Below are 25,107 nucleotides of genomic sequence, written 5' to 3' on the forward strand. Positions count from 1 at the left end.
TATAAAAAAAGTGTAAGTGGATAATCCACCTACACTAAAAATTTTGATTAACTTTAATTACGCTTTAACAACGTTTGCTGCTTGAGGTCCACGATCTGTTTCTTCGATTTCGAATGTTACAGCTTGACCTTCTTCTAAAGTTTTGAATCCGTCACCTTCGATTGCTGAGAAATGTACAAATACGTCATTTCCTTCTTCTTGTTGAATAAATCCAAATCCTTTTTCTGCGTTAAACCATTTTACTGTTCCTTGAGCCATGTTACTTCCTCCTCGTGCCGTAGCACATGTTAATTTTTGTAATACTTGCTTTCGGTCGATAGAGGGTGTTTCATACAACATCTATTGAAATCCAAAACCATATTACATATTCATGATAACTCATGTCTCTTTTAATTGCAAGTAAAGTCCCGTTTTTACAATGATAATCTCTGCGTTTCTCGAAAACTTACATAACCGGATTCTCCCACAATTATATGATCTAAAATCTCTATCCCCATCATTTCGCCACAAGAAACCAAACGTTCTGTGAATAATTCATCTTGATCTGACGGTTCTGGATTTCCGGACGGATGGTTGTGAACAAGGATGAGACGAGAGGCCGAATACCTCACGGCTAGATGAAAAATTTCACGTGGATGGGCAATGGATTGATTTAATGTGCCAATAAAAATCGTTTCTTTCCTAATGATTTCATTTTTAGCATTTAAATAAAATACCATAAAATGTTCTTGTATTAGATCTTTCATTTCTTCAATTAATCGTTCGCCAATTTGCTGACTAGAATAAATTTTTCCATATTTTTCTTGCGTCGATAAAGCTAATCGTTTTCCTAATTCCACAATAGCTTTTATTTGTACCGCTTTTACTGTTCCTATTCCATTTAAATTCATCAATTCCTCTATTTTAACTGTTTTTAATCCATACAACCCGTCCACTTCTTTTAACATATTTTCTGCTAACTGCATGACTGGCGTTGACTTGTTTCCTGATTGTAACACAATAGCCAATAACTCTTCATTGGATAAAACCTCTGAACCATATTGTATTAATCGCTCACGAGGTAACAATTGATCTTTATACTCTTGCTCTCGACATTTAATTTTCAATAAAAAAACACTCCCTTCTTCACTCAAAACATACGTGAAAAAGAAAGAGTTTTTCTTAAATTGATTTTATGTAGTCTAAAACCGCAAACAAATCATTTTTGACGGCTAATGTTTTTTCATTTGCTTCATCATTAGGTAAAATTAAATCAGGTACCATAATCACAGGAACTTCTGCAGAAAAAGACGCACGAATACCATTTAGCGAATCTTCCAACATGATGGTTTCTTCCTTTGGTGTCCCAAGTAATGATACAGCTTTTTCGACAATTTCAGGGTGTGGTTTAGCATGTGTTACATCATCGCCACTTACAATCCCCTTAAATTTATCGGTTAATTGAGCTTTGTCTAACAACAAGTCGATTGCCACTCGATTATTACTTGAAGCCACCACACATGCTATATCATGGTGATTCAAATAAGTTAGCAATTCTTCTACTCCTGGTTTTAAAGGAGCACCTTTTTCATTAAACTCTTCCCAACTACTCTCTCGACTTTCTTTAAAAAACTGATCCACATCACTTTTTTCAAGCATCGGAAAATCATTGGTGTATTTTTCATAAACAGCTTTTTCGCCTAAGCCAACTTCTGATTTATAGTACTCTTCATCATAACCAGGCATATTAAATCGTTGTGCTATTTCAATATTATTTTTTGAATAGACTGCCTCTGTATTAAACAATAAACCATCCATATCAAAAATAACGCCGCTAATTTTTTTCACACGTCACTCTCCTAATAAAATTTGTCTAACTTGAGAAATAAAGTACAGTGAGCCTGTAATTAAAATCAAGTCATCTCCTGATACTTCTTTTAGAGTATCTGATAAAGCTTCTTGCCAATGTGTATAGGCAGTTAACCCCATCTCTTCATATAATTCTTTGGTACAGGCTTTTGGGTAATCAAATGTTGTGACTTTCAAATCTAGATTATTGACTGATTGTAATAACTCTATCATCCCTTTAATGTCCTTGGTTGTTAATGCTCCAAAAATAGTATGAATACGTCGATCAGAAAATTCTCGTCTTAAATTATCTACTAATACTTCCATCGCGTGATCGTTATGCGCCCCATCTAATACAATAAATGGTTCATCAGAAATTTTTTCCATACGACCAGGCCAAAATGCTTGTTGTAATCCTTTTTGATAATCACGATTAGACACTGGTAAATGAAGCATATCAGCCACCTCATTAAATGCTTCAATGGCGACACTTGCATTATCTACTTGGTGTTTTCCAACCATATTTATGGATAATTGTTTTAAATCAACTTTATCTGATTTAAAATGGAATGTTTCTCCCCAATTATCAGTTGGTTGTAAGTATTGACTATCAAAGTCAACCCCATAACGTTTGATTGGAGCATGCAATGAGTTTGCTTCTTTACTAATCACATCAAATGCTTCATCTGAAACATTCCCGACAATAACTGGCCTTCCTTCTTTAATAATCCCAGCTTTTTGACTAGCAACTTGTTCAATCGTATCTCCTAAAATATCGACATGGTCTAAACCAATTGTCGTAATTACTGACACAAGTGGAGTCATCACGTTCGTACAGTCAAAACGTCCGCCCAAACCAACTTCAACTAGAACAATGTCAACTTTTTTATCAACAAAATAATCAAACATCATAGCTGTTAATACTTCAAATTCAACAGTATGAGCTAACTCAGGCACCTCATCCATCTTATCTACGATAGGTATCACTTTTTCACATAATTCAACCAAATCTTCATTAGGAATTGGTTGACCGTTAATCGCAATGCGTTCGTTAAATGATTCGATATAAGGTGAGGTAAAGGTTCCGACCGTTAAGCCTTGTTGCTCCAACAGACAACGTAAAAACGTTGTCGTTGAGCCTTTTCCATTTGTCCCACCAATGTGAACAATTTTTAACTTATCTTGTGGGTTATCTAATTGATTTAATAAATAGTTGATTCGTGTTAATCCTGGACGAATGCCAAATTTCGTGCGTTCGTGTATCCATGAAATGATTTCTCCATACTCCATCTTGTACAGCCACCTTTATTTATTTTTTTAAAGAAGCTAGTCTTTCTTTTACTGAAGCTTGTTTTTCTAAGTAATCTTTTTGTTTTTCTCTTTCTGCTGCAACCACTGCTTCTGGTGCATTCGAAACAAAACGCTCATTGCTTAATTTTTTCTCAACAAGTGCAACTTCTGACGTCCATTTGTCTAATTCTTTTTCCAGACGAGCAATTTCTTCGTCGATATTGATTAAATCTTCTAATGGCAAGTAAATTTCAGCTCCAGTAATCACTGCACTCATTGCTAAATCTGGCACATCAAATTCTTCTTTAATTTCTAACACTTCTGGGTGACAGAAACGTTCAATATAATTAGTGTTTGCTTCAAAGAAGTCTTTAACAGAGTCTTTTGATGTTTTAATTAATAATGTAATTGGTTTAGACATTGGTGCGTTCACTTCTGAGCGAATATTACGCACTGAACGAATCAATTCTTTTAATACTTCCATTCCTTCTGCCGCTTGTTCATCTGTCCAAGCTTCATTTACAGTTGGATAAGCTGCCACTACAATGGATTCACCTTGATGTGGAATTTTTTCCCAAATTTCTTCTGTCACAAATGGCATAATTGGGTGTAGTAATCGTAAAATGTTATCTAGTACGTGTACTAAAATGCTACGAGTCATTTGTTTTTGTTCTTCATTTTCTCCGTAAAGGACTTCCTTACTCATCTCGATATACCAATCACAGAAATCATCCCAAATAAAGTTATATAAATGACGACCGGCTTCACCAAACTCAAAACGGTCGAAGAAGTTCGTTACTTTTTCAATCGTTTCATTTAGTCGAGTTAAAATCCATTTGTCAGCAACGGTTTTATCACCATCAAGAGAAATATCATCATACGTCATGCCTTCAACATTCATTAACACAAAACGTGATGCATTCCAAATCTTGTTGATGAAGTTCCATGCTGCATCCATTTTTTCATAACTAAAACGCATGTCTTGACCTGGTGTAGACCCATTTGATAAGAACCAACGCAATGCATCTGCCCCGTATTGATCAATGACATCCATTGGATCAATTCCGTTACCAAGAGATTTGCTCATTTTACGTCCATCTTCCGCACGGATTAACCCATGAATTAACACATTTTCAAATGGTCTTTCGCCAGTAAATTCTAAACTTTGGAAGATCATACGACTTACCCAGAAGAAAATAATGTCATAACCTGTTACTAAAGTATTCGTTGGGAAATAACGTTTGAAGTCATGTGATTCAGTATCAGGCCAACCCATTGTTGAAAATGGCCAAAGAGCTGAACTAAACCATGTATCTAACACATCTTCATCTTGATGCCAATTTTCGATATCTTTTGGTGCTTCTTCCCCAACGTAAACTTCTCCTGTTTCATTATGGTACCAAGCTGGAATACGATGTCCCCACCAAAGTTGACGTGAAATAACCCAATCATGCACATTTTCCATCCAAGTTAAAAACGTTTGATTAAAACGTGGTGGATAAAAATCAACTGCGTCATCTGTTGCTTGATTTTCTACGGCTTTTTTCGCAAGTGGTGCCATTTTAACAAACCATTGTGTTGATAATCTTGGCTCAACCACGACTCCAGTTCGCTCAGAATGACCAACACTATGAGTCATTTTTTCAATACCTTTAAGTAGACCTAATTCATCTAAATCTTTAATCACTGCTTTACGTGCAGCGAAACGATCCATACCGGCATATTTTCCAGCTAAATCATTCATTGTCGCATCATCATTCATCACGTTGACACGAGGTAAGTCATGACGATTACCCACCTCAAAGTCATTAGGGTCATGGGCCGGTGTAATTTTTACCACACCTGTTCCAAATTCCATATCAACATAATCATCAGCCACAATCGGAATTTCTTTATCGACTAATGGTAAAATAACTGTTTTACCAATTAAGTGTTGGTAACGTTCATCTTTAGGATGAACAGCTACTGCCGTATCCCCAAGCATAGTTTCTGGACGAGTTGTGGCAATTTCTAACTGACCACTGCCATCAGCAAGTGGATAATACATATGATAAAATGCGCCCTCAATATCTTTATGGATTACTTCGATATCAGATAACGCTGTTTTTGCTTGTGGATCCCAATTAATGATGTACTCACCACGATAAATAAGTCCTTTATTATAGAGTGTTACAAACACTTTTTTCACCGCATCAGATAACCCATCATCTAAAGTGAATCTTTCTCTTGAATAGTCCAAAGATAATCCTAATTTCGCCCATTGCTCACGAATATGTCCAGCATACTCCTCTTTCCATTCTTTTGTTGTTTCGATGAATTTTTCACGACCTAAATCATATCGTGATACCCCTTCACCACGTAATTTTTCCTCAACTTTCGCTTGAGTGGCAATCCCTGCATGGTCCATACCTGGTAACCATAATGTATCAAAACCTTGCATTCTTTTTTGACGAATAATCATGTCTTGAAGTGTTGTGTCCCATGCATGACCTAAATGAAGCTTTCCTGTCACATTTGGTGGTGGAATCACGATAGAATAAGCTGGTGCACTTTCATCCCCACTTGGTTTAAATAAATCTTTTTCTAGCCATTCATTGTAACGCCCTTTTTCAACAGCTTTTGGATCAAACTTTGGCGCTAAATTATGTTGTTCATCTGTCATATACATTTCTCCTTATTTTTTATTTTTCAAAACAAAAAAGTCCTAAAGTTATTTCTAACTTTAGGACGATTATATCGCGGTACCACCTATCTTATAAGCACATTACAGTACTTATCTCTCAAGGTCATATAACGTTGACAATACGGTTCCCACTCCTAGGCTACCTTCATACTTTTCAAATGGAAAATCTTTCAGCCAATGGACTTTCTCTCTGGATATCTCCAAGTATTACTCTTCCTGTTCATCGTGGTTGGTTATGCCATTCATTTTACATTGGTAAATTCATTTCGTCAAACTTAGATTAAAGCTTTCGCTGCTTCTAATGCTTTCGCGTAATTTGGTTCTGTGGAAACTTCTGGAACAATCTCTTCATACGTAATCACACCATCTTTGTCTAACACAAAAATTGAACGTGCTAAGCGACCAATTTCTGGGATTAAGATACCATATTCTTTCCCAACAACACCCTCTTCATCTCTTAACATAGTCATATCAACTGATTCAGCTGCACACCAATTTGCTAATTGCTCTTTTGTGTTATTTGAAATCGTTAAAAAGTGAATATCAGCAATCGTTGCTGCTTCTTGATTAAAATGCTTTGTTTGTAATGCACAAATACTAGTATCAATATCTGGAACAACACTAATAATAACTGGTTTTCCTTTTAACTCTTCAAGAGACACTACTTTATCAGATAAGTCTTTCAAACTAAATACTGGAGCTTTTTCACCAACTTTAGGTGGTGTTCCCACTAATTCTACCGGGTTACCTTTTAACAATACTTCCATATCGACACATCCTTTACTTGACTTTCCTTCATTATAGTGAAATCAAGTCAAATACACAAAATAGATGCTTGAAAAAATCAGATTAAATCAAGGTTTGCATGATTGTAATTTTCATCATAATAGATAAGTGTTTGAAGTTCTGTGGTTAAATCAATGTACTGCACTTGAACATGAGATGGTACTTTTAATCGTTTAGGAGCAAAGTTTAAAATAGCTGTAATCCCTGCATCCACCACTTCATTGATAACTTGTTGTGCTTTGCTGCTTGGAACAGTCATAATAACTGTTGTAATACCTTCTTTTTTTACAACAGCCTTTAATTCACTCATATCTTTTACAACAATCCCGTTAATTTTTTCACCCACAATATCTGGATTCGTATCAAATGCTGCCACAATATTCAAGTTCGTATCTCGTCTGAAATTATTTTTTATTAAGGCTTTCCCTAAATTTCCAGATCCAACTAATGCAATTCGTTTTTCAATGTCTGTTTTTAATATCTCACTAAATACTTCTATTAAATATGGGACATCATATCCATAACCACTTCGTCCCAACTCCCCAAAGTGAGAAAAATCTCGTCTAATAGTTGCTGATGGGATTTGAATCATTTTACTAAACTCGTTTGATTTAATACGTTTTACACCTGTTTCATCTAATGTTTTTAAATATCTAAAATAAAGTGGAATACGTTTTGTTGTTGCTTTAGGGACCATTTTCATATTTTTCTGTTCTTCCACAGTCCATCCCTCCTAAAAAATTGTGATGATTTTCACATTGAGTGTATCATTTTTCACAATCTTTTTCAATAACAGTTCAATATTATTCTTCTAATCCTTGTTCAGTGTTGCTTACTAGTATGCGATCAATCGAACGTTTAATCATTTCTAAACGATACCCTTCAATAACATCATCTACAATAATCACATTATCCAACTCGTGATAAAACAGATGATTGGTTATCACAATGTCTACTTTTTTTAATGAATCCATTGTTTCTTTACTATTAAATAACGTTTTTTCATATTCTAAACCAACAATATCAATTTTAGTTTGGAACGTTTGCTTTAAAATATAATGCAAGATTTCTGCATGATTTTTTTCTAAAGTGGTTGATATAACCATCGAAACCGGTCTGATTTTAGTTAAGCTTTCAAACGCTCTATAATCCCAATATCTAAAAACACGGCTTATCAATAAAAACTCATAAAAATGAAGCCATGGATTCGTTTTTTCTAATTCTTTTAAACTTTGAGAGACAACATCATAAAAAATAGGGTACTGCATTTTAATAGACTTAGCATTTAACTCACTTCGTAAACTAACTAAATTAATTTGGTGAGGATAAGCTTGATTCATAAAAGAAACATAGGCTAATTCTTTTTTTATCCCTTGATAATCAAGAACGTTTTCCTCAACTTTCATTTTATTAGAAATAGATGAAACAAATTGAGTTGTTAATTCTTCCACCTCTTTTGAATGATAGTTGTGGGCTAACTCACTAAACAAAAGATATATAAACTGTAAACTATCTCTATACTGCGCTTCTTCGGTCAAAAAAACATCAAAAGTCGACTCGTGTTTTAATGTTTTTAACGCGTGAGACACCTCCTGTTCAAACTCAGACGGAACGGTTGTCTCTGTCTCTAAAAAATGATTTTGGCTCGATCTCGTCACAGATATATAAATAAAGAAAGAAAAGATATTTTTTTGGATAATACTAAGTGCGATATCAAAATAGTGTTCACACCTATCAATGATGTCAAACAACTGTTTTTGAGCCATATCAATATCAGTCCACTCATAAATAGACCGCTTTTCAATACTAAATAGAGCATAAAAAAATCGCAATATCCGTTCATCTTTAACTTTTAGTTTACCAGTCGATGAGCTGACTGAGATGCCTAACTTTTTCAGGGTTCGATTGATTAATGACATTTGACGTTTTAGGGTTGTTTCACTAATAAAATACGTATCATAAAAATAATCCAAACTAGTATTTTTACCAAAAAAACAATCAGATAAGATAGAGAAAAAAAGAGACTCTTGTATCCAACTTAAATAAATTTCTAATACGTTCCGTCCATCCATCGTATAAAACTTATAACCCAATTGTTTTGAGTACTCAACAGCCACAATATCAGAATAATTTTCTTCTAGATAATTAATATCTTGTCTCACTGTTTTAATATTACATCCCAAATAATCCGCCAAATCCTGTGCCGATGTCCATTCGTAATTTCTCGCAATAAATAAAATCAGTTGTCTTTGCCTTTCTGTGCTTTTGTTTAAAATGGAATCCATATCATCCCGCCTTTTTTAGTCTCTTTTTTGAACAAAACTATTAAAATAAAAAACAACTGATTAATAAAGCAGTTGTTTTAAGTCTGTAATGAATCTCTGATAAATTCTGATGGTTTGATTAATTCCTAGATTATCGTAAGGAAATCTCTTTTGATCTTCTAACAAATGATATATTTCCTTTTCGTAGTAGAAAATTAATTCTCTTACTTCCATTTAGCCACTCACCCTACCTTTAAGAACTAAGTGTAACGAAAGTAGCCTGTCATTAACAAACCAATAAACGGCTTTTTCAAGGAAAAATTAGACAGATAATTTAGCTTTTCTCATCTTATCTAATCGCTGATTAATAAAATATAATTTGGCGTCATCAATAATATCGTCTACCACAATGATTTTATCCAACTCTTGGTAAAAAAGATGATTACAAATAACTAACTCTGCCTCTTCTAATAATGGATTGGTTGTCTCACTATTAAAACTTGTTTGTTCATACTCATAGCCAATAATATTCATTTTATTCTTAAACGCTTTTTCAAAAATATATTGATTTAGCTTAGCTTGATTTTCATTAAGTGTTGTTGAAATAAATACCTTAACCTGATTAATTTTAGTGATGTAACCATAATCTTGTGCTTTCCAGTATCGAAACAAACTATTCATTAACTCAGGTGCATAATGAGCTAACCATGCATAATCTTTTGATAATTGATTAAAGCTGTCCATCACTGCTTGATAAAAAATAGGATACTTTATCTGTATAGCAACTGAATTAAAATACCCTCTATGATTAATATAACTCATTTTATAAGGGTATTTATCTCGGACAAAAAGAATATAGCCTATGTCTTTTACTAACAATTCCTTATCAAAAACTGATACATCTGTCTGCATTTTATCCGCAATACGTTGCATTAATTCTTCACTCATATTTTCAGCTAAATCGGAGGTATAGTTTTCTTTTAATTTGATAAAAAAAGTATCGAGAAATAGCAATGTATCATTTATTTGTATTTTCGACGTTAAATAAGATGAACAAGATATAGGGTTTTTAAATGATAATAAAACCTCATAGCAATTTTTATCAGTCACTAGTGGACTTTCAATAGTATTATCTTCCTCTAGATAAAATTCACCTGATGAACGAACGACTGAACAAAGTACAAAATACGCCATCATATTTTTTTGCAGAGCTGTTAATTTAATCTGGTGAAAGTCTTCTAACAATTCTATTAGTTGAAAAGCATATCCCTGATTTTCTATCTGCGAATCATCCCAATCATAAATAGATCGTTTTTCCATTTCACGATTTCCAAAAAACATCCGCGCAACAAATTCATCCTGCACTTTAAAACTCATTTTACTTAAACTTAGTGACATCCCTAATTCTTTTAAATGATAGTTTATAACAGCAACTTGGCGTTTTAAAGTTGTTTCACTAATAAAGTAAGTATTATAAAAATAATCTTCATCGTCTTTATTTTTTTGATAAAATACGTCTGTGATAATAGAAAAAAATAATGAATGATTAATCCAATCTAAAAAAATTTCTTGGATACTATGACCTGGTTTAACTAAAAATTTATAACCTATGTTTTTTAAATACTCACATACTAAAATATCCTCATAAGTAGTGGTTAAATACTCTATATCTTGTCTTAATGTTTTTATATTACATTCTAGGGTATCTGAAATATATTTTGCCGACTTCCATTTGTCATCTTTAAACATCAACATAATCAAACGTTGTTGCCTTTCAGTGTCTTTATTCAAAATGTGTTTCACATAATCCCCCCTAAATCTGTCAATTGTTACATAAATTTTAACATAATATAGGTACTTAAAACAAACGAAGACACAGTATCTACAATGAATACTGTGCCGTTTACTAATTTATTGTGCTGAAGCAAAAATAATTAAATTCACATCATCATTAACGCATGATTGCAAAGTAATTCTTTCTCCTCCGTCTGTTCCTGTAATCGTATCATATAACTCTGCCCCATTACTTATATCTCTGCCATCATCTGTTACTTGACAAATCGCATTCACAATATATGTTTTAGGTGTTCCAGTTGAGTCTGTTACAACAATTTGATTTCCAATAGATAAACTAAAAATAATACTAAACGCACCAGGGTTATGGCCAATAAAGTGAGTATTCATTCCATCATTACCAGAAAATGTTTGAGCACCTCCCCAAGTTGATGCTTCATAATCGGAATTAGCATCAATAATACTTTGACCTGCTGCTTGTCCACCATTTTGATAGTAAACAATTTGACCTAAGATATTTAAAGACATAGCTGGTTGCGCTTGAACAGCAGTTGTGTCTTTATTGGTTGGCACTTGTTCTTGATTAACTGTCCATTCTTGTGAGTCATCTTGAACTATTTCTTGTGACTCGGTAGGCATAGATGTTTCTGTTGATACCTTGCTATCAGTTGAGTGATCTATTGTCTCAATTTTTTTAATGACTTCTTGTTTATCAGAGCTTTTAAACGTCATACTGTGAGGTGCTGTTACAATGGTTTGTCTGATTTCTTTTCTCGATTTATTTGATGCTTGATGATCTAATGCTGCTGCTGTTGTACCTAATCCCAAAGTAGCGATTAAAATAGCTGCTGCACTAATTCTTTTAACACGTTTTTTATGGAGAGATTCTATTTTGTTATGATCATTCTTTGTAGTTACTTGTTGTTTACGTTTCATATCAACGATTTTTTTATGATTTGGTTTTGAAGTGTTTGTTGAATGCGTTCTTCTTTTTTTGATAACGACTTTTCCATCTCTTATCACTTTTTTACCAGTTGAATGTGATGAATGATTAGATGATTGTTTATGTTTTCTTTTTTTACGTTTTTTCATTGATTCAGTTTCGTTTAAATTTGTTGGTTGAGTTTGGTTTGTTTTTTTAGTCATTTTTTATGCCCCTTTTTCGAATTTGTTGTTAATTACAAAAACGAGTATATGACTCTTATCACATTTTTTTAATGCTCAAAACTGACTTCAAAATAACCAAAATTTGACAAAAAAATATAATTTTGACGATTTACACTTCAAGAATACTTATAAAAGCTGAATTCCCCTTTATTTCATCTGATTAAGTTTCACTTTTTACCTTTAACAACTCACTTCTTGACCTATTTCCTAAAATGTTTTTTGTTTATACTTACTCATTTTTCACCTATCGTTTTAAGAAAGATAAAACAAAAAAGAGTTAGAAACCAAACGCTTCTAACTCTCACTATCTATATTAAACATAGCACAATTATTTAATTTCTTGCTCGATTTTTTCTAACCATTTCGTTGTCCCTTTATCTATCAACTCATAAGTTAAATCAAAATCTCCTGTATAGTATGGATCTGGTATCACTTCTTTTTCTAAACCAATTTCTTCAGACAATAATAAATGAATTTTATGTAGTGACTCAATATCAGGGGATAACCCTTCTAAATCCCGAATATTATTTTCATCCATTCCTATAATGTAATCATAGTAATGAAAGTCGTCTGCTGAAATCTTTTGTGCATGTAGCCCTTCGCAGGACAACGACACTTCTTTTAATTTATCTTGCGTGCCTTTATGTGGCGCATCTCCTTCATTCCAACTACCAGTCGCTCTAGAAGAAACCTGAATTAAATCAGATAACCCTTTATTTTTTACCTTTTCCTTAAATAGTACTTCTGCCATAGGTGAACGACAGATATTACCTAAACAAACAAATAATACTTTTTTCATCCTTTGTCCCCCTTATACAAAAATAAAAAGCCTTAGGACTACTAGGCTCTATATCTTTCTTATCCTATTAATTCTTCTTCGTTATCATGAAATAATACTTCAACTGAATGTGTTAAAATATCTGTATAACTATACGACACACGTTCAAAAGCATTTTCATCTTGATCTAGTTGCACAATAAAGACTGATGGGTACAGCTCAGCTAGTACACCATGACGCTCTGTTTGTTTTTTACGACCTGTTTGAGCGACTAACTTTATTCTACTACCAACTTTATGTTCTAATTCTTCTTTTATGGTGGAGATACTTAAAGACATTTTATTCACCTCTTATGCCAATTATATCATAGGCGAACAAAAAATACAAATTTTACCATAATTGTTTTTGTTTATCAATAGTATTTTCATTTTTTCAAAGAATAATTAAACATTTTTAATAAGAGAGATAAGCACTTTTCTTTTTTTATGGGTTGATATAATGATGAACAAATTTTTTCTTAATTCGAGTCAATGCACGTTTTTCTTTTAACATCTTGCATTCCTCTTCTAATGTGTATTTTACGAACACTTCTCGTTCATAATCCGACAATGATTCAGCAAAAAGTAAGGCATTTTCTTTATAAAAAACATATTTAATTGTTTCAAGTGGTCTATCTTCAACCACTTGTGGCATCACCCCTACATCCACTCCACAACTGACACATTCTTTATCAACTTTTCTTTTATATGCTTCTTGTCTTCTAATTAATGAAAAAACATGATTTTTAAAATTCATTCTAAAATAACTACCAAACGTTGCCCCTTTTTTCGCATCGTATGTTTGCAAAGACTTAAAGCAAATAATACGTCCTTCTTGTAACCAATCATCTGTCTCATAATGAAACAAATAATAGACTTTCTTTGCTCGGTAAACAACAGGTTTATAGGTCTCAAAAATGTAGTCAAACGAAATTGAACATCCTTTAACAGCACGTTCTTTTAGCAAATTAAAAATATCTTCTCTCATACATAAGCCTCCTTAAACTTGAAAGCGCTATCTCTCTACTCCGTTATTATAACACCACCTCTTTTTTAATAATTTGTTATTTTTATAAAAAAAATATGACTTTTTTGTTATCAAATGAATAGATAACTGCCTACTTATATGGATTATTCTACCTCTTTTTTTATTTCATAGGTCAATGTATCATTAACTGAATCATGCTTGATAGTTATTTTTTCTTTTGTCTCACTAAATGGACCAATTGTAAATATTTCATATTGATCATCTAAAATTTCAGCCTCTTTAAAATAATTTGAAAAAACTTCACGAAATCGCTGCATTTTAGATAATCTAGCCATTGCTTTTTCATAGGCCATAGATAATTTGTAGCCTCTATCCAAATATTCTTTAATTAACTCTACTTTAATAATTTCACTTAATTTATATGAACGTGGACTATTAGGATCTGGCTGAATAGATTGAATATAGCCTTTTTTTTCCCAATATCTTAATTGTCTAGTTGTTGTCTCAGTTTTTTTAGTTAATTCACTAATTCCCATACGGATATCTTCTTGTTCTATCCAATCCTTAAATTTTGATACCATAACTAAGTCCTACTTTCTATAAAATTACTAGCCACCTCAATATACACTCTCTTAACATCCGTGTCAATGTCGTTGACAAAAATATCCGTTACGTGTATATTATTTTACTGTTATAAAAATATTTTTAGGAGGTTTTAGATATGAGCAACTCACAACCCGTTGACATTCACGGGAAAACATACAAACGTAGCTTACTTGTCGCTGTACTTTTAATTGGAACTTTTTGTACAGTGTTAAACCAAACGTTACTAACAACTGCCTTTCCCACTTTGATGAAAGACTTCAATGTCTCTGCTGCCACTATTCAGTGGTTAACAACCGGATTTTTATTAGTTAATGGTATTATGATTCCAATATCAGCTTGGCTAATGAATAAATTTAATTCAAAAAATTTATATATTGGGGCTATGAGTATTTTCTTAGTTGGAACCATTCTTTGTGCGATTGCGCCAACTTTTTCAATACTACTGACTGGTAGACTCGTTCAAGCCGCTGGTGTTGGAGTATCAATGCCTTTAATGCAAAACATTATGTTAAATATTTTCCCACCTGAAAAACGTGGAGCAGCCATGGGTGGTGCTGGTATTGTTATTGGGTTAGCTCCTGCTTTAGGGCCTACTCTTTCAGGCTATATTATTGACCATTATGTCTGGCGTGATTTATTTTATATGGTCATTCCTATTGTCGTATTAGTTATTATTTTATCGTTTTTCGCAATGAAAAGTGTATTAGAATTATCAAATCCTGCCATTGATGTGTTATCCATTTGTTTATCTACTTTAGGATTTGGTTCGCTACTTTATGGATTTTCTAGTGTTGGAAATGATGGATGGGGTAGCACCAAAGTATTAAGCTTTTTAGCAGTCGGTATCATTACTCTGATTATTTTTACTTGGAGGCAATTAACTATCGAGACTCCTTTCTTAGAACTAAGAGTATTTAAATCAAAAACCTATACGATTGCTACCATCCTTTCAAGCTTAGCTAATATGGCAATGATTGGTGCTGAAATGGTATTACCACTTTATATTCAAAATATTCGTGGTGAATCAGCTTTTCATTCTGGTTTGATGTTACTTCCTGGAGCTTTGGTAATGGGATTCATGATGCCAATTACTGGTCAAATTTTTGATAAACATGGTGCCAAACGTTTAGGTATCATGGGGATGTTTTTACTAACCAGTGCCACTATTCCATTTATGTTCTTAACAGAAACAACTCCTGTTATCTATATCATAACGTTATACGCTATCCGTATGTTTGGTATTTCTATGGTTATGATGCCTTTAACTACATTAGGTATGAACTCTTTACCAAAACATCTCATTACACACGGAACTGCTGTTAATAGTACCTTGCGTCAAGTTGCTAGTTCTGTTGGAACGGCTATTTTAATCAGTATTCTCACAAATAAAACAAAAAATGCTTTACCTGATAAATCACTTTTAAAGTCAGCTCCTCTTGAATACAAAGAGTTAGCAACAAATGCTACTTTAACGGGCTATCATGCGGCATTTTTAGTGGCTGTTCTATTTGGAATGATTGGTTTATTAATTACCTTTTTCATTCATGAAAATACAAAAAAATCTTCTCAAAGTCAGGAGGTTATCTCATGATCGTTGTATTAGTTATACTTAGTGCCTTATTATTTGCCTTTACATTTATTTTTGCCAAATCAACATGGCAATATACTTTAACTGCCATTTTCGGTATTTTATTTATCGGAAGTATTGCTTTAATGGAAATGAATTACTCCCATCATTTTGGTATGAAAAAAGAATACACACTAAAAGAAGTTTCTATTGTTAGCTTGGCTGATAGTGACCAATTAAATCTATTGCTTTATCAACCTCTAGGAACTGGTGAGGAAAAAGTCTATTTATATAAAACAAAACCATCTCAAAAAAAAGTCACTCAGACGGGAACGAATCATGTAACCAATACTGTTAAAACAAGTGATAATAACCAAGCAATATTAAAATCTAACACAACTCGCTGGGTATATAAAAATTCAATGTATCAATTACTCTTTGGAATATCAGGTAACAACAAAGAATACATTTCAAGAGAAAATACTTTCTATATTCCCAAAGACTGGTTAGAGCTGAGCACAGACCAAGCAAAAAAACTTGGAGAAGAGATGGCTAATAAAAAAGACTCGTTAGAAACCGAAACAAAAGACTATGTTTCTTCTAAATTAAAAGAAGCTGTCACTAAAGACCCTACTCTAGCAACAAATAAAGACAAACAATCTGAGTTGTCTCAAAAATATGCAACAGAGTACCAACAAAAAATTATGTCCGATATCATTAAAGACATAACTAAATAATGAAAAAGGACCACTATCTCTTTTAAAGATAATGGCCCTTTTTTGGTCTCTTATCATCCAATTTTGTCTCTTTACTTCATGATTAAATTTATATTATGATGATAAAAAATCAGATTTAAAAAGGAGTCACATCATGAAAAATTTTTTTAACAATCAGGAAAATCAACAATTAACGATTAACGCTATTATTTTTTTATTTGCTATTATTTTGCTTAGTTTGAGTATTATTTTTTATCTGATTGGCTTATTTGGTAATCCTCTACTAGAAAATTTCTTTGCTGATGTTTCTAGTCTATTGTTTATGGGATTTATTGTATCAGGAGTACTTTATCTTGTTAAATTGATAATAGAAACGGTTATTATGTCACAAAAAAAATAAATCACAAAGCCCAGTAATTCTACTTAAATCATTGGGTTTTGTGACTTAATATTAATGATACATCAACTCATCAAATAATTCTTTCAACGTTTGAACTTGTTCTTGATTCCATGGACTATTTCGTCTCAAATTTTGATATTTATAGTCTTGTGTATCAGATTTAATTTCTTTTTCTACTTCTTTAATCGAATTAAACAATTCTCTTGCTGAAACACGCAATGCTCCTTGAGAAAAGATTACCCATTGCTCTGCCAAATCGCTTGTTGCCACACGAACTGTCGATAGTGCATTCATTTTATTAGGAACTTCTCGTTCAATATACGTGTCTGCTGTTTCATCTTCCTTTGTAAAAATAACCGTTAATCCGTACTTATCATACGTCTGTTGAATTCCAGGAACAAGTTGGGCATCAAATACAACGATGATTTCGATTCCTTTATATTTAGCATAATTCGATAGAATAAATAATAATTGATCTCTCGCATCGCCTAATTTATCTTGCTTTTTCAAGCGATTTAATTCAGGCCAAGCACCAATCATATTATAACCATCGACAAAAAGGACTTGATGTTTTAATTTTCGTGTCATATGATGCCCTCCATTGTCTATCTTCTCTTTCTATGTACTTCATACATCAATAAACCAGCAGCAACACTAGCGTTTAAGCTCTGTACGTGTCCTTCGATTGGGATAGTAATCATCTCATCCACTTCTTTTTTGAGTGCTTGCCCCATGCCTTTTCCTTCATTGCCAATAATTAAAGCAATATCTCCTGATACATTCCATTGAGTGTAGTCTGTTCCTTCCATATCGGTTCCAAATACCCAAATATTTTCTTTTTTAAGCTCTTTCACTGTTTGAGATAAATTGGTCACACGTGAAATAGGGATGTGTTCCACTGCCCCAGTAGATGTTTTAACCACAACTGGTGTCACACCAACTGCACGGTGTTTTGGAATAATAACGCCATCAACATTTACCGCGTCAGCTGTCCGTAAAATTGAACCTAAATTATGTGGATCCATAATACTATCTAAAATTAAGAAAAAGCGATTTTCTTTTTCTTTTGTTTTTTCAAGTAACTCAGGTAATGATAGGTATTCATATGGAGTAATTTTTAAGACAATCCCTTGATGATTTAATCCATCTACCATTTCATCTAATTTAGATTTTGGTACCCATTTAATAGAGACAATCTTTTCTTGAGCAAGTTGCTTAATCTCCTCAATTTTATTTCCTTTAATATCTTCTTGTAAAAATAATTTATTGCCTCGATTAGCTTGTAGTGCTTCTATTGTGGCATGCTTTCCTAATACTACATCATCCATCTCTGGTGTTGGAACATCTGCTTCTTGTTGATATTTTTTATCAAATTTCGGGCGTTGTCTCTCTGGTTTGCGTTTATTTTGCGGTTTTCTCATTATTTTTTTCTCCTATTGTTTGAATACACCATGCAATGACTTCTTCTAAGCGTTCCTTTTGTTCTGTTAAATGTAAATATCCCATCAATGCTTCAAAACCTGTGGATGATCGGTACACCGCCACGGAAGTATTTTTTGCACTTGTGTGGCTTTTGGCATTGCGGCCACGTCGATACATATCTTGTTCTTCATCAGTTAAGAATCCTTGTTCCATCATTTGCTCAATCAAATAATGTTGTGCTTTAGCTGATACATAGTGTGTTGCTAAACGGTGTAATTGATTGGGACGTGTTTGTCCACTTTTTACTAAATAATCACGGACATATATTTCATATATCGCATCCCCCACGTAAGCAAGAGTTAATCCACTTAGTAAGGTATAATCTTTTTCATTTGTCATTCACTTCTACTCCATCTTGTTCCTTGAGGGGTATCTTCTAAAATAATCCCTTGTTCTTTTAATAAATCACGAATTTCATCACTTCTAGCAAAGTTCTTTTCTTTACGTGCCGTATTTCTCTCAACAATTAACGCATCAATATCTTCATCTAATAAATCCTCGCTACTAGCTAGTTCAATACCAAAAATAAGCATTAATTTTTCTAGCGTTTCTTGATAGGCAGATATGACTTCTTTAGAAACCACCTCTTCTTCTAAGTAACGATTTAAGTGTTTCACTAACTGATAAACTACTGTAATACCATTTGCGGCATTAAAATCATCGTCCATCTCTGTGACAAATTCCATCATCAAAGTAGATAATTCTTTTAACCAATCATGATCGTTTTCTAAAGAATCAACTGACGTTTCTAATCGAAAATTCGCATTATTGTAACTACTTTTAATACGTCCTAAATTAGTGGTTGCTTCTTTAATCGTGGTGTCATTAAATGGCATTGGACGACGATAATGAGTGGTTGATAAGGCAAAACGCACCACTTCTGGTGAAACGTCCTTCATCAATTCATGTGCCGTTATGAAGTTGCCAAGTGATTTACTCATTTTCTCACCTGATTCACCGACTGTTAAATAAGCGTTATGCATCCAATAATGAGCAAACGTCTGATCAGTTTTTGCTTCACTTTGAGCAATTTCATTTTCATGATGAGGAAATTCTAAATCTTGACCACCTGCGTGAATATCTATTGTATCACCTAAATGTTTTGTTGCCATCACAGAACACTCAATGTGCCATCCTGGACGGCCTTTTCCCCATGGAGAATCCCATGAAACCTCATGCTCTTTTGCTTCTTTCCATAAAGCAAAATCTAATGGATCTTCTTTTTTAGCGGATTCAGCACCAGTTCTTTGACTAGCTCCAATTTCCAACTCGTCAATACTTTTATTACTTAATTTTCCATATGGTTTAAATAGTCGTGTGCGGTAATACACATCTCCTTGTGACTCGTAAGCATAACCTTTATCAATTAAAACAGAAACAAAGTCAATGATATCATCAATATGGTCAACGACACGTGGGTGCAGACAAGCTGGTTGCACGTTTAATTTACCCGTGTCTTCTTTAAACGCTTCAATGTACTTATCGGCTAATTCTTTCGTTGAAATTCCTTCTTGGTTAGCTGTCTTAATGATTTTATCATCCACATCTGTAAAGTTCGAGACATAGTTTACTTTATACCCTCTAAACTCAAAATAACGACGAACCGTATCAAAAGCGACTGTACTTCTAGCATTTCCTATATGAATGTAATTATAAACAGTTGGACCGCACAAATACATGCTCACTTCATTTGGTTTAATTGGCACAAAACTTTCTTTTTTTCGGCTTAATGTATTATATATTTGTATTCCCATAGACTTACTCCTTCCATAAATAAAAAAGAACGCCTTTTAACAAATTGTTAAAAGACGTTCTCACGTGGTTCCACTTTTCTTCATTCACTTAACTAATCAGTGAATCTTTTGATAACATAACGTTTATCACACGTGACGAGCTACTTACTTCACTCATCCTACTCAAAGAGGCATTTCACTGATAAATTGACACTTGTTTTCACCCACCACAAGCTCTCTAAAGACAATCGATCACTTACTTTTCTTATCCTTGTATTTCTTTTAATGCTAAATTAATATGTTCTGTTGCTTGTTCTTTACCTAATAAAAGAATCGTTTCTGCTAATTCTGGACCATGCATTTGTCCGCTAACTGCCACACGAATTGGCATAAATAATTTTTTACCTTTAGCTCCTGTTTCTTTTTGAACAGCTTTAATCGCTTTTTTAATTGTTGGAACATCAAATTCCTCTAATTCATTCAATTGAGCTTTAAATGCTTCTAATACTTCTGGTACTTGTTCATCTGATAAAACTTCTTTAGCTGCTTCATCAAAAGTCAATGTATCATTGAAGAATAAACTTGATAATTCAACAATCTCTTTAGCATAACTCATTTGTGGTTGATAAAGACTCACTAATTCTTCAACCCAAGCTTGTTTTTCAGCTGATGGATTTTCTTCTACTAATCCCGCTTCAATCAAGTAAGGTAGGGCCATCTCTGCCATTGTTTTTCTATCAAGCTGTTTCATGTATTGGTTACTAATCCACTCAAGTTTTTTATTATCAAATGCTGCAGGAGATTTCCCTAAACGATCAGCATCGAATATTTTTATAAATTCTTCTTGGCTAAAAATTTCTTCTTCCCCAACTGGAGACCATCCTAATAAACTGATAAAGTTAAACATCGCTTCTGGTAAATAACCTAATTCACGATATTGTTCGATAAATTGTAAAATCGTTTCATCACGTTTACTTAATTTTTTACCTGTTTCAGTGTTAATAATTAATGTCATATGACCAAATCTTGGTGGTGTCCAACCAAATGCTTCATAAACCATCAATTGTTTTGGCGTGTTTGCAATATGATCATCCCCACGTAAAACATGAGTGATTTTCATCAAATGATCATCCACGGCTACGGCAAAATTATAAGTTGGCATGCCATCACGTTTTAAGATAACAAAATCTCCACCAACACTATCTGATTCAAATGTGATATTTCCTTTAACAATATCATCAAACGTGTATTCTTCACCTTTAGGTACTCTAAAACGAACAACTGGTGTGATGCCTTCTGCTTCTTTTGCTGCTTGTTGTTCTGGTGTTAAGTGAGCACATTTTCCATTGTAGCGTGGAATTTGGCCACGGCTACGTTGGCTTTCACGTTCTGCTTCTAATTCTTCTTCTGTACAGTAGCATTTGTAAGCTAAGTTACTAGCTAATAATTGATCAACTAATGGTTGATAAATGTCTTTTCTTTCTGATTGACGGTAAGGACCATAAGCACCTGGTTTATCAGGGGATTCATCCCAATCAATGTTTAGCCATGCTAAGTTATCTAATTGGCTTTTTTCTCCGTCTTCAATGTTACGTTTTTGGTCTGTATCCTCAATACGAATAATAAAATCGCCGTCATGATGACGAGCAAATAAATAATTAAATAATGCTGTTCTGGCATTTCCTATATGCAAATGACCTGTTGGACTTGGTGCATATCTGACACGTACTTTATTTCCCATGGTATTACCTTCCTTGTTCACGTATTATCGCTTCCTATGCTTTTAGTTTACCTTCATTTACTTAAATAGTAAAGGCACTTTCTTAAGACTTTTTTAACAATTAGTCAGCATTTATAGTAGTTTGAGAATGACTCGGTTTAGCAAAAATCATTCGACCAGCGGCTGTCTGTAAGGCACTTGTTACAATCACATTAATTTTCTTATTCATAAAGTGCTTGCCATCTTCGACAACAACCATGGTCCCATCATCTAAATAAGCCACTCCTTGTTGACGTTCTGTTCCATCTTTCATCACAATAACATCCATTGTCTCACCTGGTATTACAACAGGTTTAACCGCGTTAGCTAAGGCATTGATGTTAAAGACAGGAACATTTTGAAATTCACATACTTTATTAAGATTGTAGTCATTTGTCACCACAATCCCATCTAACAATTTAGCCAACTTAATCAATTTACTATCGACTTCTTGAATGTCTTCAAAGTCTCCTTCATACATTTCAACCGAGATATTTTCTTCTTTTTGTAAGGCATTTAAAATGTCTAATCCTCGACGTCCACGAACACGTTTCATACTATCACCTGAATCAGCAATATACTGTAATTCATATAAAACAAAATTAGGAATCAACAATGTCCCTTCGATAAACCCTGTTTTAGCAATATCATAAATACGTCCATCAATAATCACACTTGTATCTAAAACCTTATATTTATGAAAATAGTCATCAACACGACGATCTAAAATATCTTCTGATACTTTTTTTGACTTTGGTACAAATAGTTTTTTAAAATCTTCTGTTTTCATTGTTCCGACTCTAAAACCTAAATACCCTGTAATTAACATAATAATCGCAGGTATAACAACCGGTAATGAATAAAACGGAATAGAAATAAGTGCCCCTAATAATAATCCAATAATCGTACTAACACTTCCAAATAACAAATCTGATAAGCTTTGTTCAGTAATAAATTTTTCTATTTTTTTTAATCCTGATACCAAATATTGCTCAGTTAATGTTGCAATAATTGCAAAAATAATGGCGCCAATAATTCCGTTAGTAATATCGTTATTTAACCAACTGAGCGTTTCTTGATTTGTTGCCTTCCATAATAATGGAAATAATGCCACACCTAAACTAAAGCCGACAATGGCCATGATAACTACATATATTTTTTTCTGCATACTGCTCTCTCCTCCTTTACTTAAGAAAATACTTTAAATAATGTTTCAGATAGTGTTTCGACACCTATCACTTCAATCCCAGTTGGTGGTGTCCACCCTTGTAGATTGTTGATAGGAATAAACACTCGTTTAAATCCTAGTTTTTGTGCTTCTCCTACACGTTGCTCGATACGATTTACTCGTCTAATTTCACCAGTTAAACCAATTTCACCTATAAAGCAATCTTGGGGAGAAGTCCCTTTGTCTTTATAACTTGAAGCAATACTGACAGCGATTGACAAATCAATTGCTGGTTCATCTAATTTTACGCCACCGACAGCTTTTAAATATGCATCTTGGTTTTGTAAAAGCAATCCTGCTCGTTTTTCTAACACAGCCATAATCAGTGACACACGATTATAATCAAGTCCTGTCGCAGTTCGTTTGGCATTTCCAAAAACAGAAGGTGTCACAAGTGATTGGATTTCGGCTAAAATTGGACGAGTTCCTTCCATTGAACAAACAATAGCAGAACCTGTCGCACCATCAATCCGTTCTTCTAGAAAAGCTTCAGATGGGTTAAGAACTTCGACTAGTCCGGCTTGTCTCATTTCAAAAATACCAATCTCATTTGTTGAACCAAAGCGATTTTTTACTGCACGTAATATTCTAAACGTATGATGTCTATCCCCTTCAAAATAAAGCACTGTATCCACCATATGTTCTAACATTCTTGGTCCAGCCAGTGAGCCTTCTTTTGTCACATGCCCCACAATAAAGATGGCAATATTATTTGTCTTTGCAATTTGCATTAACTCAGCAGTGTTAGCACGTACTTGACTCACACTCCCTGCTGCACTTTCTGTTTCTGGATGCACCATTGTCTGAATCGAATCAATAATCACATAATCGGGAGTCAATTGCTCGATGACTTGTTTGATACGTCCCATGTCCGTTTCTGGATAAACATAGAAATCATTGCTTCCGTCTGCTAAGCGTTCTGCACGCATTTTAATTTGTTGTGAACTTTCTTCACCAGAAACATATAACACATTTCCATTTAATAAACTAAGTTGTTGAGATACCTGTAATAGTAGTGTTGATTTTCCAATCCCTGGGTCGCCACCAATTAAAACCATCGAACCAGGAACAACCCCTCCACCTAATACTCTATTCAATTCACCTAGTTGTGTTTTTACACGTGGTTCCTTTTGAGCAGCCACTTCTTTTAATTTCTGTGGCTTACTCATCTCTCCTGTTAAACTTACTCTACTGTGTCTAGTGGGCGTCTCTGAGGCAACTTCTTCTACTAATGTATTCCACTCGCCACAGTTGGGGCATCGCCCTAAATACTTGGGAGAGATATAACCACACGTTTGACAAACAAACTCATTTCTCTTTTTTTTTGCCACAAAATCATCCTTATTCTACCATTTTCGATTTTTTATTAAATAAAATACTTATAAACGTATTTTAACATAAATTGTCCGATTCTAATAAAAACTCCCACTCTTTTAAGAATTATTTACCAGATGACCCAAATCCACCAGTTCTCTCAGTTTCTGCTGAATCATTATCGGCTTTTAAAAAAGGTAAAAAGATCCCTTGAGCGATGCGGTCCCCTTTTTTAATGTGTTTATCTGTTAAACCAAAATTCAATAATTGAATCATGATATGCCCTTCATTTTCTGGATTATTATAATAGTCACTATCAATAATTCCTACACCGTTTGTTAAAACTAGGAAATTTTTTAGTGGGTTACTAGAACGATTGGCAATCTGTAAAAACTCATCATCACCCATATATGATTTAACACCTGTTGGAACAAGTGTTGATTTTAATTCTTTTTGCATAGCTGAATCAACTAATACATCTTCTTTTGATAAAACAGCCTTTAATACTTTTGCGATACCTTGTTTCCAAATACTTGGAATCACAATATCAACAGCTGATTCAAAATCATATCCTGCTGCGTTTTTTGTTGCTCTTTTCGGTAGATTAATGTCCTCAAACGTTGATACCTTTTCAAAACCTCTTACTTTACTCATGTGTTACCTTCCTTTATCTTTTGATTTCTTTAA

25 protein-coding genes and 2 other annotated features are annotated in these 25,107 nt (G+C 33.6%); of the genes, 3 read left to right on the forward strand and 22 right to left on the reverse strand.

Annotated elements, in window-relative coordinates; translation table 11 throughout:
- Nucleotides 1-57: 57 nt before the first annotated feature.
- From CBF36_RS05865 to CBF36_RS05930, 14 genes are all read right to left on the reverse strand, one after another.
- The gene (locus CBF36_RS05865; RefSeq protein WP_071457588.1) at nt 58-258 is read right to left on the reverse strand and encodes a cold-shock protein; all 201 of its coding nucleotides are present in this window, start codon (nt 256-258) and stop codon (nt 58-60) included.
- A gap of 155 nt (nt 259-413) precedes the next feature.
- Entirely contained in the window at nt 414-1,106 is a 693-nt protein-coding gene (gene radC, locus CBF36_RS05870; protein ID WP_243637984.1) for a RadC family protein, read from the reverse strand.
- A 55-nt stretch (nt 1,107-1,161) separates the two neighbouring features.
- The gene (locus CBF36_RS05875; RefSeq protein WP_125957439.1) at nt 1,162-1,827 is read right to left on the reverse strand and encodes an HAD family hydrolase; all 666 of its coding nucleotides are present in this window, start codon (nt 1,825-1,827) and stop codon (nt 1,162-1,164) included.
- Between the two features lie 3 nt (nt 1,828-1,830).
- Nucleotides 1,831-3,117 carry a bifunctional folylpolyglutamate synthase/dihydrofolate synthase gene (locus tag CBF36_RS05880; RefSeq protein WP_125957441.1) on the reverse strand — a complete coding sequence of 429 codons (1,287 nt, stop codon included), beginning with the start codon at nt 3,115-3,117 and terminating at the stop codon, nt 1,831-1,833.
- Nucleotides 3,118-3,136: 19 nt separating this feature from the next.
- Entirely contained in the window at nt 3,137-5,779 is a 2,643-nt protein-coding gene (locus CBF36_RS05885) for a valine--tRNA ligase (RefSeq protein ID WP_125957442.1), read from the reverse strand.
- A 58-nt stretch (nt 5,780-5,837) separates the two neighbouring features.
- Nucleotides 5,838-6,033 (reverse strand) — a binding site (T-box leader).
- Nucleotides 6,034-6,075: 42 nt separating this feature from the next.
- On the reverse strand, nt 6,076-6,567 hold the full coding sequence (gene tpx, locus CBF36_RS05890; protein WP_125957444.1) for a thiol peroxidase: 492 nt from the start codon (nt 6,565-6,567) through the stop codon (nt 6,076-6,078).
- Nucleotides 6,568-6,644: 77 nt separating this feature from the next.
- Nucleotides 6,645-7,289 carry a redox-sensing transcriptional repressor Rex gene (locus CBF36_RS05895; protein WP_125957523.1) on the reverse strand — a complete coding sequence of 215 codons (645 nt, stop codon included), beginning with the start codon at nt 7,287-7,289 and terminating at the stop codon, nt 6,645-6,647.
- A 100-nt stretch (nt 7,290-7,389) separates the two neighbouring features.
- Nucleotides 7,390-8,871, reverse strand: a complete 1,482-nt coding sequence (locus CBF36_RS05900) for an AcpB/EbpR/MafR family transcriptional regulator (RefSeq protein ID WP_125957445.1) — start codon at nt 8,869-8,871, stop codon at nt 7,390-7,392.
- Between the two features lie 300 nt (nt 8,872-9,171).
- A complete protein-coding gene (locus CBF36_RS05905; protein WP_125957447.1) occupies nt 9,172-10,653 on the reverse strand; it encodes a helix-turn-helix domain-containing protein in 1,482 nt (493 codons plus the stop codon).
- Between the two features lie 108 nt (nt 10,654-10,761).
- Nucleotides 10,762-11,790 carry a sortase domain-containing protein gene (locus tag CBF36_RS05910; protein WP_125957449.1) on the reverse strand — a complete coding sequence of 343 codons (1,029 nt, stop codon included), beginning with the start codon at nt 11,788-11,790 and terminating at the stop codon, nt 10,762-10,764.
- A 349-nt stretch (nt 11,791-12,139) separates the two neighbouring features.
- Nucleotides 12,140-12,610 carry a low molecular weight protein-tyrosine-phosphatase gene (locus CBF36_RS05915; protein WP_125957451.1) on the reverse strand — a complete coding sequence of 157 codons (471 nt, stop codon included), beginning with the start codon at nt 12,608-12,610 and terminating at the stop codon, nt 12,140-12,142.
- A gap of 59 nt (nt 12,611-12,669) precedes the next feature.
- Entirely contained in the window at nt 12,670-12,927 is a 258-nt protein-coding gene (locus CBF36_RS05920; RefSeq protein ID WP_125957453.1) for a Veg family protein, read from the reverse strand.
- A 145-nt stretch (nt 12,928-13,072) separates the two neighbouring features.
- The gene (locus CBF36_RS05925; RefSeq protein WP_125957455.1) at nt 13,073-13,615 is read right to left on the reverse strand and encodes a sigma factor; all 543 of its coding nucleotides are present in this window, start codon (nt 13,613-13,615) and stop codon (nt 13,073-13,075) included.
- 143 nt (nt 13,616-13,758) lie between these two features.
- Entirely contained in the window at nt 13,759-14,196 is a 438-nt protein-coding gene (locus CBF36_RS05930) for a MerR family transcriptional regulator (protein WP_125957456.1), read from the reverse strand.
- Between the two features lie 140 nt (nt 14,197-14,336).
- Here CBF36_RS05930 and CBF36_RS05935 point away from each other — a divergent pair, with 140 nt between their 5' ends.
- From CBF36_RS05935 to CBF36_RS05945, 3 genes are all read left to right on the forward strand, one after another.
- Nucleotides 14,337-15,812 (forward strand): MDR family MFS transporter, encoded by a 1,476-nt coding sequence (locus tag CBF36_RS05935; RefSeq protein WP_125957458.1) that lies wholly within the window; start codon nt 14,337-14,339, stop codon nt 15,810-15,812.
- Nucleotides 15,809-16,525 carry a DUF4811 domain-containing protein gene (locus CBF36_RS05940; protein WP_125957460.1) on the forward strand — a complete coding sequence of 239 codons (717 nt, stop codon included), beginning with the start codon at nt 15,809-15,811 and terminating at the stop codon, nt 16,523-16,525. Before CBF36_RS05935 ends, CBF36_RS05940 begins: the two co-directional genes overlap by 4 nt.
- A gap of 133 nt (nt 16,526-16,658) precedes the next feature.
- Nucleotides 16,659-16,904, forward strand: a complete 246-nt coding sequence (locus CBF36_RS05945; protein WP_125957461.1) for a hypothetical protein — start codon at nt 16,659-16,661, stop codon at nt 16,902-16,904.
- A 51-nt stretch (nt 16,905-16,955) separates the two neighbouring features.
- On the opposite strand, the gene CBF36_RS05950 is transcribed toward CBF36_RS05945, so the two are convergent.
- The 8 genes from CBF36_RS05950 to CBF36_RS05985 form a co-directional block, all read right to left on the reverse strand.
- Nucleotides 16,956-17,492, reverse strand: coding sequence for an NYN domain-containing protein (locus tag CBF36_RS05950; protein ID WP_125957463.1), 537 nt, complete (start codon nt 17,490-17,492; stop codon nt 16,956-16,958).
- Nucleotides 17,493-17,509: 17 nt separating this feature from the next.
- Nucleotides 17,510-18,325 carry a 23S rRNA (guanosine(2251)-2'-O)-methyltransferase RlmB gene (gene rlmB / locus CBF36_RS05955; protein ID WP_125957464.1) on the reverse strand — a complete coding sequence of 272 codons (816 nt, stop codon included), beginning with the start codon at nt 18,323-18,325 and terminating at the stop codon, nt 17,510-17,512.
- Nucleotides 18,306-18,725: a Mini-ribonuclease 3 gene (locus CBF36_RS05960; protein WP_125957465.1), complete on the reverse strand. Its 420-nt coding sequence runs from the start codon at nt 18,723-18,725 to the stop codon at nt 18,306-18,308. Before CBF36_RS05960 ends, rlmB begins: the two co-directional genes overlap by 20 nt.
- Nucleotides 18,722-20,140, reverse strand: a complete 1,419-nt coding sequence (gene cysS, locus CBF36_RS05965) for a cysteine--tRNA ligase (RefSeq protein WP_125957467.1) — start codon at nt 20,138-20,140, stop codon at nt 18,722-18,724. The genes CBF36_RS05960 and cysS overlap by 4 nt, the downstream gene beginning before the upstream one ends.
- Nucleotides 20,141-20,187: 47 nt before the next feature.
- Nucleotides 20,188-20,400: a binding site (T-box leader), on the reverse strand.
- Entirely contained in the window at nt 20,385-21,860 is a 1,476-nt protein-coding gene (gene gltX / locus CBF36_RS05970; RefSeq protein ID WP_125957469.1) for a glutamate--tRNA ligase, read from the reverse strand. Its footprint overlaps the feature before it by 16 nt.
- A 100-nt stretch (nt 21,861-21,960) precedes the next feature.
- Complete coding sequence (locus CBF36_RS05975) at nt 21,961-23,046, reverse strand: PIN/TRAM domain-containing protein (protein WP_125957471.1); 1,086 nt, start codon at nt 23,044-23,046, stop codon at nt 21,961-21,963.
- 20 nt (nt 23,047-23,066) lie between these two features.
- Nucleotides 23,067-24,437, reverse strand: coding sequence for a DNA repair protein RadA (gene radA, locus CBF36_RS05980; protein WP_125957472.1), 1,371 nt, complete (start codon nt 24,435-24,437; stop codon nt 23,067-23,069).
- A 109-nt stretch (nt 24,438-24,546) separates the two neighbouring features.
- Nucleotides 24,547-25,074: a dCTP deaminase/dUTPase family protein gene (locus tag CBF36_RS05985; RefSeq protein WP_125957474.1), complete on the reverse strand. Its 528-nt coding sequence runs from the start codon at nt 25,072-25,074 to the stop codon at nt 24,547-24,549.
- Nucleotides 25,075-25,107: the final 33 nt, after the last annotated feature.

Origin of the sequence: Vagococcus bubulae (assembly GCF_003950315.1) — a bacterium.
GTDB classification, from domain to species: domain Bacteria; phylum Bacillota; class Bacilli; order Lactobacillales; family Vagococcaceae; genus Vagococcus; species Vagococcus bubulae.

What these genes read in the sequence shown, in the direction of transcription:
- rlmB (WP_125957464.1), bottom strand. Translation starts at nt 18,325, where the DNA reads ATGAGAAAACCGCAAAATAAACGCAAACCAGAGAGACAACGCCCGAAA.
- CBF36_RS05945 (WP_125957461.1), top strand. Translation starts at nt 16,659, where the DNA reads ATGAAAAATTTTTTTAACAATCAGGAAAATCAACAATTAACGATTAAC.
- CBF36_RS05960 (WP_125957465.1), bottom strand. Translation starts at nt 18,725, where the DNA reads ATGACAAATGAAAAAGATTATACCTTACTAAGTGGATTAACTCTTGCT.
- CBF36_RS05935 (WP_125957458.1), top strand. Translation starts at nt 14,337, where the DNA reads ATGAGCAACTCACAACCCGTTGACATTCACGGGAAAACATACAAACGT.
- CBF36_RS05865 (WP_071457588.1), bottom strand. Translation starts at nt 258, where the DNA reads ATGGCTCAAGGAACAGTAAAATGGTTTAACGCAGAAAAAGGATTTGGA.
- CBF36_RS05975 (WP_125957471.1), bottom strand. Translation starts at nt 23,046, where the DNA reads ATGCAGAAAAAAATATATGTAGTTATCATGGCCATTGTCGGCTTTAGT.
- CBF36_RS05910 (WP_125957449.1), bottom strand. Translation starts at nt 11,790, where the DNA reads ATGACTAAAAAAACAAACCAAACTCAACCAACAAATTTAAACGAAACT.
- CBF36_RS05920 (WP_125957453.1), bottom strand. Translation starts at nt 12,927, where the DNA reads ATGTCTTTAAGTATCTCCACCATAAAAGAAGAATTAGAACATAAAGTT.
- tpx (WP_125957444.1), bottom strand. Translation starts at nt 6,567, where the DNA reads ATGGAAGTATTGTTAAAAGGTAACCCGGTAGAATTAGTGGGAACACCA.
- CBF36_RS05915 (WP_125957451.1), bottom strand. Translation starts at nt 12,610, where the DNA reads ATGAAAAAAGTATTATTTGTTTGTTTAGGTAATATCTGTCGTTCACCT.
- CBF36_RS05900 (WP_125957445.1), bottom strand. Translation starts at nt 8,871, where the DNA reads ATGGATTCCATTTTAAACAAAAGCACAGAAAGGCAAAGACAACTGATT.
- CBF36_RS05985 (WP_125957474.1), bottom strand. Translation starts at nt 25,074, where the DNA reads ATGAGTAAAGTAAGAGGTTTTGAAAAGGTATCAACGTTTGAGGACATT.
- CBF36_RS05940 (WP_125957460.1), top strand. Translation starts at nt 15,809, where the DNA reads ATGATCGTTGTATTAGTTATACTTAGTGCCTTATTATTTGCCTTTACA.
- CBF36_RS05885 (WP_125957442.1), bottom strand. Translation starts at nt 5,779, where the DNA reads ATGACAGATGAACAACATAATTTAGCGCCAAAGTTTGATCCAAAAGCT.
- CBF36_RS05880 (WP_125957441.1), bottom strand. Translation starts at nt 3,117, where the DNA reads ATGGAGTATGGAGAAATCATTTCATGGATACACGAACGCACGAAATTT.
- CBF36_RS05950 (WP_125957463.1), bottom strand. Translation starts at nt 17,492, where the DNA reads ATGACACGAAAATTAAAACATCAAGTCCTTTTTGTCGATGGTTATAAT.
- cysS (WP_125957467.1), bottom strand. Translation starts at nt 20,140, where the DNA reads ATGGGAATACAAATATATAATACATTAAGCCGAAAAAAAGAAAGTTTT.
- CBF36_RS05895 (WP_125957523.1), bottom strand. Translation starts at nt 7,289, where the DNA reads ATGAAAATGGTCCCTAAAGCAACAACAAAACGTATTCCACTTTATTTT.
- CBF36_RS05930 (WP_125957456.1), bottom strand. Translation starts at nt 14,196, where the DNA reads ATGGTATCAAAATTTAAGGATTGGATAGAACAAGAAGATATCCGTATG.
- gltX (WP_125957469.1), bottom strand. Translation starts at nt 21,860, where the DNA reads ATGGGAAATAAAGTACGTGTCAGATATGCACCAAGTCCAACAGGTCAT.
- CBF36_RS05925 (WP_125957455.1), bottom strand. Translation starts at nt 13,615, where the DNA reads ATGAGAGAAGATATTTTTAATTTGCTAAAAGAACGTGCTGTTAAAGGA.